Genomic DNA, 13,006 nt, shown 5'->3' with positions numbered 1-13,006 from the left:
GTACTTTTACAGTAAACTTAATCGTCATGATGAAAAAAGTAATCGTCTATCAAATTGATTCTTTTACCAAAGAAAAATTCAAAGGAAATCCTGCAGGAGTTGTATTAAATGCTGAAAATATGACGACTGAAGAAATGCAGCTGATTGCCAGAGAACTTAATAATTCTGAAACAGCGTTTGTTTTCAGACCCCATCATCCTGAGGAAAATTTTGATTATCACGTCCGCTATTTTACCCCTACCACAGAAGTTCCTTCCTGCGGACATGCTACGATTGCTGCACTCTATGCAAAAGCACAGGAAGATCAACTGGATTCCTGTACTCTTAGAATACATACACCAATCGGGATATTACCGATTCATATTGAAAGAAATGAAGATGATTATCTCATCACCATGACTCAGGGAAGATTTGAGCTGAGCCCTTCTTTTGATCCTTTAATGACCCAAAGAATCCTGCTGGCTCTGGGACTGACAATGGATGACCTTGATGAAAAATGTCCCGTACAAATTGCCTCTACAGGTCATTCAAAAGTAATGGTCGGCATCAAAAGCAATATGACTTTACAGCATCTGACACCCGACCTTAATACTTTGGCAAAGCTTAGCAAAGAAATCGGCTGTAACGGGTATTTTGTATTTACTTTTGAAACAGGAGAGAAAGAAATATTAACCAATGGAAGAATGTTTGCCCCTGCCATAGGCATTGCTGAAGATCCTGTTACAGGAAATGCCAATGGTCCCCTGGGAGGTTATCTTATTCAGAACAAAATCAAAGAAACCTCTGATGCCATTTTTGAGTTTACCGGAAAACAGGGCGAAGCCATCAACAGAATTGGTAAAATGAAAGTACAAGTCAGTATACAAGACAGCCAGCCCCATATAATCCGTATTACCGGGAACGCAGTAAGTGTTTTCAGAACAACCATGGATTTGTAATAATATATTTAAATTAAAAAAATGTCCCTGTCAAAAATAATCAGTCGTCATTAATGTGAATCAAAAAATTGAATACAATGAAAGAATTCTTATTAGTCTTTCGTGCAGACTACAAGTCTATGCCTAAGACATCACCGGAACAAATGCAGGCCAATACTCAAAAATGGATGAACTGGATTGCGGGAATCGCTGCTCAGAATAAACTGGCAGACAGAGGCAACCGCCTGGAAAGCACAGGACAGGTCCTGAAATCTGACGGATTAATTTCCGATGGTCCATATACTGAGATTAAAGAATCAATTATGGGGTATACAATCATCACAGCAGAATCTGTTGAAGAAGCAACAGCTTTATGCAAGGAATGTCCTATCCTTCTACTGGGTGGAAGTGTAGAAGTGAGAGCAATCAGTAAGCTGTAAATTTATTTTGGAAAAAACAAAAGCACAAGATCTTTATGATTTCATTTTTTATTGTGTTTTTGTTTTTCCAGAACCAATATAATTATCTTTGGTACAGCTTTCCACGAACTATGGTAAATCCCAATGAAATAACACCGCATTTATTCAGGACCGAGTACAGCAAAATCGTTGCAGTACTTTGCAGGAGCTTTGATATCAGACATATTGAAATTGCAGAAGATATTGCCAGTGAAACCTTTCTGAAAGCCTCAGAATATTGGGCACTGAACGGTCTTCCCGATAATCCTGCGGCCTGGCTTTACACCGTAGCAAAGAATAAAGCAAAAGATTATTTCAAACACCTTTCCGTTATTGAAAAAAACAAGCAGCAAGAAGTAAAAACATCTGATCATGAATATCAAATGATCGATTTTGACACCAAAAGCATTACAGACAGCCAACTGGAAATGATTTTTGCGGCCTGTAACCCCATCAATTCCCAGGAAACCCAGATATGCCTGGCTCTGCAGATTCTTTGTGGCTTCAGTGTGGAAGAGATTGCCAATGCTTTTCTATCCAAACATGAAACCATAAAGAAACGTTTACAACGGGGCAGAGAAGCTCTAAGAGCACATCATTTCAAAATAAATTCTTTAAGTGAGCAGGATATTCATAAGCGTCTGGAAACTGTATTAACTACTTTGTATTTACTGTTTAATGAAGGTTATTTTTCCAGAACCCATCATTTTTTAATCCGTAAAGATCTTTGCCTGGAAGCCATAAGACTCACGTTGATCCTCACTGATAACCCGTTCACCAACACCCCTGAAGCCAACGCATTACTGGCCCTGATGTGTTTTCAGAGTTCAAGACTCGAGGCCAGAACCAATGATGAAGGTGAAGCCATTCTTTTTGATGAACAGGACGAAACATTATGGGATAAAGCTTTAATAGAAAAAGCGAATTATTACCTGATAGAGGCTTGCCAGAGCAATAACTCTTCTGTTTCAAAATATCATCTGGAAGCAGGTATTGCCTATTGGCATACTTCATCAGCTGAAGATAAATGGCAGCACATTTTAGATCTGTACAATCAGCTTGTTATTATTGAATACTCCCCTGTCATAGGCTTAAACAGAACTTTTGCTTTTTCAAAAGTCTATGGAAAAGAGAAAGCAGTCATTGAAGCAGAAAAAATCAACCTTATCAACAGCGAATATTATCATGGATTAATGGGCTATTTATATAGTGAACTCAATACAGATAAAGCTATTTATCATTATGAAGAAGCCATCCGCCTGACTAAATCAAAACCGGAAAAACAAGCCATACAGAAACAGATTGATCTTTTAAGACAATCAAAATAAAAAGCCTCCAGTTAATGACTGAAGGCTTTCTTCAGTATTATTGATCATTTATGGCACTGAGAAACAATTCCTCTTTTCCTATGAGATAAAGGTTGATAAGCTCTTGTCTGTTGATCTGAAGTACATCACCATTTTTAATCTTATATTTTTTTTGCAGCGGTTTTTCATTACAGTAAACAGAATCTGTATCCAGCATCCGATTCAACTGAGAAGATGAAAGGCCTAAGCATTTTCTTATAACCGTTGAAGCTCTTATATTAAAATCCAAAAGGTACTTTATCTGAAAGAAAATCATTTCGCCCTCCTTATTCATCAGATCTTCGATAGAAAGATCATCATAAAGGATTTCATATTCTGCATTTTCCAGGTCTGCATCCACATTATTTTTTCTTCTTATTTCCTGTGAAAATGCATATTCCCATGCCAGTTTCTTATTATTCTCTGAAAACTTATCCAAAAGATCTTTACTGATGGATTCGGTCCTGATTCTTGAAAATACTGTCATATTGTAGGTATTGTTACATTTTACACATCGGTAAATCAGCCATATATCAATATTCTTTTTTTGGGCATTCAGTCTGAATTTATCACTGCACTGGAATCTGTCGCTGTTACAATGACTGCATTTCTTTTTTAATAAGGGAGTATTTTTTACTTTTACCTCCCAAATATATATTGTACTCATTACTTATAATCGTGCTTAATATTCTTTGTTGGATTTTTCCATATTATTCACGCATTACAAGGATTAGATGCATCCGGATTATAGCTCAAAGATTATTTCTTAAGCTATATCTTGTTGCATATTTCAGTTTTGTCCCATATTGTCAAAGCCAAAATAGCTGATATAAAGTCAACTTTAACAGGTAATACGATAAATAATATGATGAAATGAAAACCTGCCCGGATAGGATTACCCGAACGAAAGAATGATCAGCCTGTGGTTACTGAGACTGATACTAAGCTATAATAAGTTTAAGAGTGGTCCTCAAAACGAGTTATTTACTTGGTTATGGTAAAAATAATTAATTTTATCAAAGAACAGCATGTTTTTATATTAAATTCAAAAAAAAATTTACTGCCTCATTTACCAAAAACATTTAGCTAAAAAAAAATGAACCATACAGCAAACAAAATTTGAACCATACAACAAACCTGATTTTTCTGTTTCTGCCGAACTTTGTGGTATTAAAATCATCAAAATGAATCAGATTAATAAAATTTACATCAATGGCGAATTTGTTACGCCAAAAGGAACAGAAACTTTTGATCTTATAAGTCCGGTTACCAATCAAAAAACAGGGGAAGTTGTTCTGGGAAACGCAGAAGATACCCGAATGGCCATCGCTGCTGCGAAAAAAGCTTTTACAACATTTTCGAAAACGACAAAAGAAGAGCGTATTAATTTTCTTAAAAAGCTGCATGAATCGGTAAGCAAGCGTGAAAATGAGCTTGTTTCTGTGATGGTTAATGAATATGGAGGAACATTACAATTCTGCAGAATGAGTGTTCAGAATGCAATATCAGCATTTACAGCCACCATTAATACACTGGAATCTTATGACTTTGAAAAAACCGTGGGACATTCTAAAGTACGCTTTGAATCATTGGGCGTCGTTGGGATCATCACTCCATGGAACGCCAGCAAAAGCTTCATCTGTAACAAACTGGCAACCGCCATTGCCGCAGGATGTACAGCGGTCATCAAACCCAGCGAAATGAGCGCAGCCCAGACCCAGCTGCTCACTGAGTGTTTCCATGAAGCCGGTTTGCCTGAAGGAGTCTTCAATATCGTTAACGGATTAGGGAATGTGGTGGGAGCAGAAATTACCCAGCATGCTGATATTGCTAAAATATCCTTCACTGGCTCTACCCTGACAGGAAAAGCCATTGCTAAAGGAGCTGTAGATACGATGAAAAGAGTAACTTTAGAACTTGGCGGAAAGTCTCCCAATATCATTCTTGAAGATGCCGATCTTGATCAAGTGATTCCTATGGCTGTTTTTGGGGCTTATATGAATAGCGGACAGGCCTGTATAGCTCCTACCCGTCTGCTTGTTCCTGAAAACCGGCTGGATGAGGTAAACAAACTGGCTAAAAAAGCTGCAGAACAGGTAAAAGTCGGAAAACCTGATGAAGAGGACACTCTTGTCGGGCCTATGGTGAGTACCAGACAATTTGAAAGAGTACAAAGCTATATCCGTCTGGGGCAGGAAGAAGGAGCTACTCTGCTTGCAGGTGGTGAAGGTAAACCACAAGGTCTTGAAGAAGGTAATTTTGTAAAGGCTACCATTTTCACCAATGTACGCAACGATATGCGTATTGCTCAGGAGGAAATCTTTGGTCCTGTACTATCTATCATTCCTTATGCAAATGAAGAGGAAGCAATTGCTATAGCCAACGACACGGCTTATGGCCTGGCAGCTTACATCAGCTCGTCTGATCAGGAACATGCGGAACGTATCGCTGCCCGCATTGATGCCGGAAGAATCTGTATCAACGGATTTTCACATGATCCTTACGCTCCTTTCGGAGGTTTCAAACAAAGCGGAATCGGCCGTGAATATGGGGTGTTCGGATTGGAAGCCTATCTGGAGCCAAAGGCTATCCTTATGTAACATTATATCATCACAGCACAATATTCTCAGGAACATTCTGCTGTGATGATCCTTAAAAGTTTTGTAAGTTTGAAAAAGAATCGATCAAAAAAATAACTGCCTGACCTATGAGTGAAAATACAATTCCTTTTCCCATCAATTACTCCTGCCACTTTACAGAATTCAGGGAGGGAGAACAATTTGCACAGATCCATAGCCTGGGGCTTGTTCTTTCCGGAGAAATGGAACTGAATGATGGTATCACAAAAACGATATTTAAGGAAGGGGAACTCTATTCTGCGAGGAAAAACCGCTTGTTGAAGTTTGCCAAATATCCTCCTAAAGATGGAGAAATAAGAACAGTAACGATTTATTTTGATGAAGACACCTTAAGGGATTTCAGCCGTGAATATGGATATCAGGCTGAGAAGAAAGAAAATGTACCTGCCTATATAAAACCTGATCAAAAGGCATTAACTTCTTTTATGTACTCACTGCTTGCCTATGAGGAACTTCCTTCTTCCACAGAGCTTCTGCGTCTCAAACAAAAAGAAGCCCTGCTTCTGATGCTGAATGATGATCCGGGTCTTAAGGATATTTTGTTTGATTTCTCGGAACCTCATAAAATTGATATTGAATCTTTTATGAATAGGAATTTTCATTTCAATGTCAATGTGGAGCGATTTGCCTATTTAACGGGAAGAAGCCTGTCTGCTTTTAAAAGGGATTTTCAAAAAATATTTGGTCTTCCACCCAGACAATGGCTGCAGCTCCGAAGATTAAAGGAAGCTCATTTTCTGCTTACCCAAAAAGGGAGATCTGTCTCTGATATCTACCTGGATCTGGGATTTGAAAATTTATCCCATTTCTCTTTTGCCTTTAAAAAACAATTTGGATATCCTCCAAGCTCATTACAGGTTAAATAATTAGACCTCATCCAAAAAAAAGTACCTGAAAGCCAGAATTACCATAATGACTACAGCTATGGTCACAATCTTCACTTTCATATCACTTTTAAGGTTTTGCGGAGCGTAACGCAGTGTTTTTTCATCAAGATAAAAATCTTTGTACACTTCCGGGTCAATTTTCAGATCGGGACGAAATGCCTGTATACCCTTCAGAAAATGTCCGATAAGATCATATCGGTTTTTAAGTGGAATCACATCCAGGCTGACCAGTTTCTTTTTAGATTTCTGGTTTTCATCCTTTTCATGAACATAGAGGTTTTTTCTAAAATCACTGTATTTTCCGGAAGCCCGGGATTCAGAAAATATATCCTTTGTATAGGGATTATCACTTTTTACCAGATCATAATATTTGATTGCTGACAATACTTTATCGTTCCTGTTAAGAAACAGAATTCCCTGATGATTGATGAGCAGACCGCTGATTTTCTCATCCTTATTTCTGATCATTTCATAGGCCAGCCAACCCGCCAGTGATCCTGCAATACAAAAAAGGAGAAGGAATATCATAGCAGCCTCATCTGTAGAGGGAGATGAAACAGCATCAATAAAGAAACCCAATAAAATAACAGCGATGACTGCAAAAAGAGTAACAATGCTCCATCTCCATCTGGCTATATATTCGGGACTATAGGTTTCTGATCTCATTTCAGGAAATGATTCTTTCATGATTTTAAAATATGTAGTTTGTTGGTTATAGGTTTTTCGTCAGCAAAAATAAGATATAAAAACAAATACAGTATTACATTTTATCCATGTTTTATCCTTTACAATAACAGATCGTGCTATGAAAATCATAACACGATCTGAATTGAATCTAATTATTGTAAGTTTTTTTAAAGTGCATATTCTACAGAGGCTTCTTTAGCTGCTGCCACCATTGCAATCAGAGCTTTTTCGGTTTCTTCCCAATGCCTTGTTTTAAGCCCACAGTCCGGATTTACCCAAAGCTGATCAGCAGGAATTACATTTTGAGCTTTTCTGAGCAGTCCGATCATTTCTTCTTTTGACGGAACTCTTGGTGAATGGATATCGTATACTCCGGGGCCTATTTCATTGGGATATTTGAAGTCTGCAAAGGCATTCAGCAGCTCCATCTGGGAACGGGAACATTCTATTGTAATCACGTCTGCATCCATATCAGCGATATTTTCAATAATGTCATTAAACTCAGAATAACACATATGGGTATGAATTTGGGTAGCATCTTCCACTCCACTTGCTGAAATTCTGAAGGCTTCCACTGCCCATTTCAGGTAGCTCTGCCAGTCAGTTTTTCTTAGCGGAAGACCTTCTCTTATTGCAGGCTCATCAATCTGAATAATTCTGATTCCGGCCTTTTCCAGATCTGCTACTTCATCACGAATCGCCAATGCAATCTGCTTACATGTTTCTGAACGGGGCTGGTCATCACGTACAAAAGACCATTGTAAAATCGTAACAGGTCCTGTAAGCATTCCTTTTACCCACTTTTCAGTCTGGGATTGTGCATATTGGGACCAATATACCGTCATTGGAGCCGGTCGGGAAACATCACCGAAGATCACAGGAGGCTTTACACAGCGGCTTCCATAACTTTGTACCCAACCGTTTTTAGTAAATACAAATCCTTCCAGCTGTTCTCCGAAATATTCCACCATGTCATTACGCTCAAATTCTCCATGAACCAACACATCAATTCCGATATCTTCCTGCCAGCGGATTGTTCTCTGTGTTTCTTCTTTCAGTAACGTGTCATACTGCTCTGCTGTCAGTTCTCCTTTTTTAAATTTCGCTCTCCAGCTTCTTACCTCTGCCGTCTGCGGGAATGATCCGATAGTAGTTGTCGGGAATAAAGGAAGCTGTAATACTTTCTGCTGCTGTTCTTTACGGATCCTGAAGGTATTGATTCTTTGGGCATCCTTTTCTGTTACAGTGTCTGCTCTTTTCTTCACCTGCTCATTATGAATAAGAGAAGAAGTTCTTCTGCTCTCAATTGCTTTTTTATTGTCTTTCAATGCTTCAAGAATTTCTTTACTTTCTGTACCTGATACCAGTTCTTTAAGCGTGACAATTTCTTTCACTTTCTGTTTAGCAAAAGCCAGCCAGTTCTTAATTTCAGGATTTAGGCCGGTCTCAAAATCAAGATCGCAAGGAGAATGAAGCAATGAACATGATGGAGCAATCAAAATCCTTTCAGATCCTAATTTTTCAACAGCTTTTCCGATGAAAGACAGTGACTTTTCATAATCATTTTTCCAGATATTTCTTCCATCAACCACTCCTAATGAAAGACTTAAATTTTCAGGAATACTATTCAGAATACCCTCCAGCTGTTCAGGATTTCTGACAAGATCAATATGCAGTACATTTACCGGAAGTGAAACAGCCAATGAGGCATTATCTCTCAATCCCTCAAAATAAGTGGCAATAATAAATTTCAGCTTTGGAAAACGTTTTCTTAATTCAGCATAAACAAAATGATAGGTTTCTTTTGCTTTTTCTGTCAGGTCCAGTGCTAAAAAAGGTTCATCAAACTGAATCCACTCCGCACCCTGATCCTGTAACCTGGCCAAAATCTCTGTATAGACCGGTAGAAGATTTCCGGCCAGATCAAGCTTATCAAATCCATCTTCTTTTTCTTTTCCCAGTAACAGATAAGAAACAAGACCGATAATGACTGGTTTTGCAATAATTCCAGACTGTTTTGCTCCCGCAAATTCATTGAAAATTTTATCTGAGCTCAGTTTAAACTGCTGGTTTTTATAAAATTCAGGAACGATGTAATGATAATTGGTATCGAACCATTTGGTCATTTCCATCGCTGTAATATCCAGTCCTTCTTTCTGGTATCCTCTTGCCATCGCAAAGTAAAGATCCAGCTCAGAATTATTCTTTTTAAGTATTACTTCATGATAACGTGCCGGGATTGCTCCTACAACAAGACTCATATCCAATACCTGATCGTAATATGAAAAATCATTACACGGGATAAGATCTACTCCTGCCTCTTTCTGAATATTCCAGTTTTGGTTACAGATATTTCTTCCTGTATTCAGAAGTTCTTCCAGAAGAATTTTGCCTGACCAATATTGCTCGCAGGCTTTTTTGAGTTCTCTCTTGCTACCAATACGCGGATAGCCCAGAATGTGAGTTTGCATTTTTTAAACTTTTATATTAAACTTGATGTAAAGTCTTTTTAAATGCTTCAGAATGCATTAACGAATAGAAATTTCAGGAAAGTGACATAGCAGAATACAGCTTCTCCCAGGAGAGCATGTATTATCTGATATATCATCTGTATGACCTAAAAGCTTCAGACCGCGAAAGCATTGTCAATTCAGTAAAGGCAGGTCTCCTGACTTGTAACAGCTTCTGTCATCCTTCCCGTTTTTGGCAGTGGATATGCTAGGACAGAAACCTTTGGCATGTTACTTACAGTTGCGCGACAGCTCGTGATTCTCACACGATTCCCTATTAATCTACCTTAAGTAAAACCTTTCCTGTTTGATGAAGTATCTATAAAGAACGTACTTTTACTTCTGACACCATCATCAGTAAAAGTCTTTAATTTTGTGTAAAATTAACAATACAGAATAAAAATACAATCAAATAAATAAAATTAAGCAAATAAAACTTCAAAAATCACATATAAAAGCATATAATTCTGTACATTTGAATGTTTTTATAATTTAAAAGAATAATATTCTGTGGAACAACTCGATGACAAGGATTTACAGCTGCTCAGGCTGCTCCAGAAAAATGCCAAACTGACCGTCAAAGAACTTGCAAAAGAAATCAGTCTCTCTACTTCACCGGTTTTTGAAAGAGTAAAAAGGCTGGAACAGGAAGGTTTTATTAAAAGGTATGCAGCAGTTCTGGATGCTGAAAAACTGAACCGTGGCTTCACGGTTTTCTGTCAGATCAAGCTGAAAATCCATGACAGATCTGTTGGCTATGATTTTGTAAAAGAAATTCTGGAAATTGAAGAAGTAGCCGAATGCTACAATATTTCAGGAGATTTTGATTTCCTTCTGAAAGTACAGGTAAGGGATATGAAGCATTACCAGGATTTTGTCTTTAATAAACTTGGATCTGTAGATTCTATAGGAAGCACACACAGTACATTTGTCATGGCTGAGGTGAAAAACAACCATGGGCTGACGATATAATCTTCTCTAAAGTTCACCTTAAAATGAAAATCCATCAAATAATGACGGATTTTGTAATATTTTTTACGGTTCAGGTTAATTTGCTGCCGGATTTATAACTTCTGTTGTTAAGCTTAATGATTTTAACAGGTTTTTACTGTCAAAATGCAACGTTGCATAATGTTTCCCTTTTTTAAAAATCAGTTTTGATCCTCCCGGAAATTCACTGCCGGCTCCCATTTTCTGTGTCTTCGCACCATATTTACTGAACTTGGTTTTACAGTCCTGCAAAGTACTTTTGTTCATGATAAGACCGAAAGGCAGCCCTTCTACTACCAGAGGTTTGTTATCTGAAGTGGCAAAAAACATTTCATTAACAGTATTATCCTTTCCCAGGCTGCTATACATTTCCAATCCTGTTTTCATAGGCCATTTTACATATTTTTCTTCATTCGCATCTTCATAAAAAACAGGCTTTATATTCAGTGCTCTTGAGATTTTATCAGCAGTCTGTGGAAAAATAAATTCTAAGTTTCTGTCTAACAATGAGTTTAAAGCTGCCGTTTTCTGAGAAAATACACTTATACTCAATACCAGAAAAAACACTGTTATAATAAAAGGGAAAGACTTCATCTTCATAGGTTATTTAAAATTTTAATGATTTGATCGCTAAAGGTATTAAAATTATGCTAATCTACTCTATGATATTTTCTATAAAAGCGCTCAAATTTCATGACGTAGCTGCACATTAAATACGGTACCAGCCGGATCAGTTATCCAGTGCATATTTTCCGGCAGTTCTTCAATTTCGTCACAGGTTTCCACACCATTCGACTGCAAGTATTGCGTAGCAGCTTCTACATCGGCAACCGTAAGCTGCAGCCAGGTTTCGGAATGAGTATAATTGTCCACACAGTCTAACCAGATGATATTGTTTCCGAATTTCACTTCATGGGTTCTGGAAACAGTGGGGTTATCTATCGGCTTTTCCTCAACATTCAGCTTTAAAATATCTCTATAAAAGCGAACTGTCTTTTCATATTTATTTTTGGGAATTTTTATGGCAATATTAATTCCGGCTTCAAATTTTATATTCATAGGATAGGTTTTTACTGTTGTAAATTAATTTCAATAGGCTACTTGTATCAGACTATTTCAAAAAGCTGTTCAAATAGTTCAGAATCGTAGCAGTCTGCATCATCAGACTGACGTGGCTTTGTCCCGGAACAACCGCCAGCTTAGATTTCGGCATAGGCCCCATGTCTGCAGAAACTCCGCCACCCAATAATTGATAAGTTTTTGACAGCTCAGTTTTATCCAGTCCATCATTATCACCTGCAATGATTAAAACAGGCACCGGAATTTTAGAAATATGATCGTCTCCAAGGTCGAAAGGCTTCCCGGCAGAAGCCATCATCTGTTCCAGAAATTCTGTCCACTTTGTTTTATCGGGTGCTACAGCATTATAGGCGGTATGCATGGGACTGTTTGTAAAGAATTCCGGTTTCATCCCTTCAAATGCTTTATTTACTTCCGGCAGCCAGCCGCTGCTTTTATACGTTGACGAAATGATCACCAGCTTGTTAAGCCTTTCGGGACTCTGTATAGCCAACTGATAAGCTACCTCACCTCCAAAGCTATATCCTGCAACATCTGCCTTATCAATTTTCAGATAGTCCATTACTTTTGTAACATCACTGGCTAACATGGCATGTGATAATTTTCGCTCGGAAAACGGAGTATGTCCGTGCCCCTGTAATTCAACAGCGATTACTTTTCTGTTTTTTGAAAGTTCCGGAATCAGTTCGCCCCAGTTGGTATCAATTGTCATAAAAGCACCATGTAATAACACGACAGGCTTTCCTTTTCCATAGACTTCGTAATACACTTTGATTCCATTAACCGGCGCATAGCCGCTTTCAGAAGGTTTTAATTTCTGTCCATACATATGGGATGCAGTAACGATAAGGGTTACCATCAATAATGATTTCACCAGCGCGGAGAGTTTGAATGTAGTTTTCATAATCGTATTGGTATTGGGTCAATTAAACTTTTAGTCAAAAGTAGCAAGTGGTGATGATATACTACTTGCCACAAGACAAGATTTTTGGTAAATACATCAGGCCTTTATGATTTTTTTAGCAAGGCACATGTGCTCCAAAATTTATATAAATTCATAAAATTTAAGCCCAATACCATACGAGCATTTTTTAGTAAATAAATATTTTTGTAATAATTCTACAACAGTTGATAAAAATTTACTAATTTCGGATTGAACTAAACTCCAAAATATTATGAAAAATTTAAAGAAAATCGAAAGACAGGAATTGAAAACTATTAAAGGCGGTATTGACTGCAGAGGAGGTCAGCTATGTTTAATTGGGGGAAAATGGCAATGCATGCCATATGATGGATGCGGAGGTGGCAACCAGCCATAATTTCGTTTAATTCAATGACTTGACTATGAAAAATTCTAAAAAAATTTCAAGAGACCAGTTAAAGAGTATTAACGGCGGAGCGGTAAGCTGCTCTGAAGCATGCTGCCCACCTCCGGGAATAAAAAGATGCCCATGGGTGATTTGTATAGTACCCTGTGAGATTTTAAGTTAAG

At 37.8% G+C, this 13,006-nt stretch carries 14 protein-coding genes and 1 riboswitch; of the genes, 8 read left to right on the top strand and 6 right to left on the bottom strand.

The window, feature by feature from the left end; genetic code table 11:
* Nucleotides 1–26 precede the first annotated feature (26 nt).
* The 3 genes from AC3FI7_RS01620 (at nucleotide 27) to AC3FI7_RS01610 (ending at nucleotide 2,703) form a co-directional block, all read left to right on the top strand.
* Nucleotides 27–938, top strand: coding sequence for a PhzF family isomerase (locus tag AC3FI7_RS01620; protein WP_491461243.1), 912 nt, complete (start codon nucleotides 27–29; stop codon nucleotides 936–938).
* Nucleotides 939–1,015: 77 nt separating this feature from the next.
* A complete protein-coding gene (locus AC3FI7_RS01615) occupies nucleotides 1,016–1,357 on the top strand; it encodes a YciI family protein (protein WP_142722316.1) in 342 nt (113 codons plus the stop codon).
* A gap of 110 nt (nucleotides 1,358–1,467) precedes the next feature.
* A complete protein-coding gene (locus AC3FI7_RS01610) occupies nucleotides 1,468–2,703 on the top strand; it encodes an RNA polymerase sigma factor (RefSeq protein ID WP_491462082.1) in 1,236 nt (411 codons plus the stop codon).
* A gap of 37 nt (nucleotides 2,704–2,740) precedes the next feature.
* Here the strand turns inward: AC3FI7_RS01610 and AC3FI7_RS01605 are convergent, their stop codons facing one another.
* Entirely contained in the window at nucleotides 2,741–3,388 is a 648-nt protein-coding gene (locus AC3FI7_RS01605; protein WP_491461242.1) for a DUF1062 domain-containing protein, read from the bottom strand.
* Nucleotides 3,389–3,905: 517 nt separating this feature from the next.
* Between AC3FI7_RS01605 and AC3FI7_RS01600 the strand changes: the two genes are divergently transcribed.
* Complete coding sequence (locus AC3FI7_RS01600) at nucleotides 3,906–5,321, top strand: aldehyde dehydrogenase family protein (protein ID WP_491461241.1); 1,416 nt, start codon at nucleotides 3,906–3,908, stop codon at nucleotides 5,319–5,321.
* Between the two features lie 107 nt (nucleotides 5,322–5,428).
* Complete coding sequence (locus AC3FI7_RS01595) at nucleotides 5,429–6,226, top strand: helix-turn-helix domain-containing protein (protein ID WP_291898451.1); 798 nt, start codon at nucleotides 5,429–5,431, stop codon at nucleotides 6,224–6,226.
* On the opposite strand, the gene AC3FI7_RS01590 is transcribed toward AC3FI7_RS01595, so the two are convergent.
* Together AC3FI7_RS01590 and metE are read right to left on the bottom strand one after the other, a co-directional pair.
* The gene (locus AC3FI7_RS01590) at nucleotides 6,227–6,934 is read right to left on the bottom strand and encodes a hypothetical protein (RefSeq protein ID WP_491461240.1); all 708 of its coding nucleotides are present in this window, start codon (nucleotides 6,932–6,934) and stop codon (nucleotides 6,227–6,229) included.
* Between the two features lie 167 nt (nucleotides 6,935–7,101).
* On the bottom strand, nucleotides 7,102–9,405 hold the full coding sequence (gene metE, locus AC3FI7_RS01585; RefSeq protein WP_491461239.1) for a 5-methyltetrahydropteroyltriglutamate--homocysteine S-methyltransferase: 2,304 nt from the start codon (nucleotides 9,403–9,405) through the stop codon (nucleotides 7,102–7,104).
* 170 nt (nucleotides 9,406–9,575) lie between these two features.
* Nucleotides 9,576–9,761, bottom strand: a riboswitch (cobalamin riboswitch).
* 193 nt (nucleotides 9,762–9,954) lie between these two features.
* Here metE and AC3FI7_RS01580 point away from each other — a divergent pair.
* Nucleotides 9,955–10,416 (top strand): Lrp/AsnC family transcriptional regulator, encoded by a 462-nt coding sequence (locus AC3FI7_RS01580; protein ID WP_142722309.1) that lies wholly within the window; start codon nucleotides 9,955–9,957, stop codon nucleotides 10,414–10,416.
* A 75-nt stretch (nucleotides 10,417–10,491) separates the two neighbouring features.
* Here the strand turns inward: AC3FI7_RS01580 and AC3FI7_RS01575 are convergent, their stop codons facing one another.
* The 3 genes from AC3FI7_RS01575 to AC3FI7_RS01565 all read right to left on the bottom strand — a co-directional run bounded on the left by AC3FI7_RS01575 (nucleotide 10,492) and on the right by AC3FI7_RS01565 (nucleotide 12,418).
* A complete protein-coding gene (locus AC3FI7_RS01575) occupies nucleotides 10,492–11,034 on the bottom strand; it encodes a hypothetical protein (RefSeq protein WP_491461238.1) in 543 nt (180 codons plus the stop codon).
* Between the two features lie 84 nt (nucleotides 11,035–11,118).
* Entirely contained in the window at nucleotides 11,119–11,493 is a 375-nt protein-coding gene (locus tag AC3FI7_RS01570) for a VOC family protein (RefSeq protein ID WP_491461237.1), read from the bottom strand.
* Nucleotides 11,494–11,545: 52 nt separating this feature from the next.
* Nucleotides 11,546–12,418, bottom strand: coding sequence for an alpha/beta fold hydrolase (locus tag AC3FI7_RS01565; RefSeq protein ID WP_491461236.1), 873 nt, complete (start codon nucleotides 12,416–12,418; stop codon nucleotides 11,546–11,548).
* 271 nt (nucleotides 12,419–12,689) lie between these two features.
* Here AC3FI7_RS01565 and AC3FI7_RS01560 point away from each other — a divergent pair, with 271 nt between their 5' ends.
* Nucleotides 12,690–12,833 carry a bacteriocin-like protein gene (locus tag AC3FI7_RS01560; RefSeq protein ID WP_002980068.1) on the top strand — a complete coding sequence of 48 codons (144 nt, stop codon included), beginning with the start codon at nucleotides 12,690–12,692 and terminating at the stop codon, nucleotides 12,831–12,833.
* 25 nt (nucleotides 12,834–12,858) lie between these two features.
* Complete coding sequence (locus tag AC3FI7_RS01555) at nucleotides 12,859–13,005, top strand: bacteriocin-like protein (RefSeq protein ID WP_413928484.1); 147 nt, start codon at nucleotides 12,859–12,861, stop codon at nucleotides 13,003–13,005.
* Nucleotide 13,006 lies beyond the last annotated feature (1 nt).

It is taken from the genome of Chryseobacterium sp. TQ-BC-N36 (assembly GCF_058382295.1).
This window is presented reverse-complemented; position numbering and strand designations above follow the sequence as displayed.

Bases quoted from the DNA above. Each gene is read 5' to 3' on its own strand.
- AC3FI7_RS01560 (WP_002980068.1), top strand. From the start codon at position 12,690: ATGAAAAATTTAAAGAAAATCGAAAGACAGGAATTGAAAACTATTAAA.
- AC3FI7_RS01555 (WP_413928484.1), top strand. From the start codon at position 12,859: ATGAAAAATTCTAAAAAAATTTCAAGAGACCAGTTAAAGAGTATTAAC.
- AC3FI7_RS01610 (WP_491462082.1), top strand. From the start codon at position 1,468: ATGGTAAATCCCAATGAAATAACACCGCATTTATTCAGGACCGAGTAC.
- AC3FI7_RS01620 (WP_491461243.1), top strand. From the start codon at position 27: ATGATGAAAAAAGTAATCGTCTATCAAATTGATTCTTTTACCAAAGAA.
- AC3FI7_RS01570 (WP_491461237.1), bottom strand. From the start codon at position 11,493: ATGAATATAAAATTTGAAGCCGGAATTAATATTGCCATAAAAATTCCC.
- AC3FI7_RS01600 (WP_491461241.1), top strand. From the start codon at position 3,906: ATGAATCAGATTAATAAAATTTACATCAATGGCGAATTTGTTACGCCA.
- metE (WP_491461239.1), bottom strand. From the start codon at position 9,405: ATGCAAACTCACATTCTGGGCTATCCGCGTATTGGTAGCAAGAGAGAA.
- AC3FI7_RS01590 (WP_491461240.1), bottom strand. From the start codon at position 6,934: ATGAAAGAATCATTTCCTGAAATGAGATCAGAAACCTATAGTCCCGAA.
- AC3FI7_RS01575 (WP_491461238.1), bottom strand. From the start codon at position 11,034: ATGAAGATGAAGTCTTTCCCTTTTATTATAACAGTGTTTTTTCTGGTA.
- AC3FI7_RS01565 (WP_491461236.1), bottom strand. From the start codon at position 12,418: ATGAAAACTACATTCAAACTCTCCGCGCTGGTGAAATCATTATTGATG.
- AC3FI7_RS01615 (WP_142722316.1), top strand. From the start codon at position 1,016: ATGAAAGAATTCTTATTAGTCTTTCGTGCAGACTACAAGTCTATGCCT.
- AC3FI7_RS01605 (WP_491461242.1), bottom strand. From the start codon at position 3,388: ATGAGTACAATATATATTTGGGAGGTAAAAGTAAAAAATACTCCCTTA.
- AC3FI7_RS01595 (WP_291898451.1), top strand. From the start codon at position 5,429: ATGAGTGAAAATACAATTCCTTTTCCCATCAATTACTCCTGCCACTTT.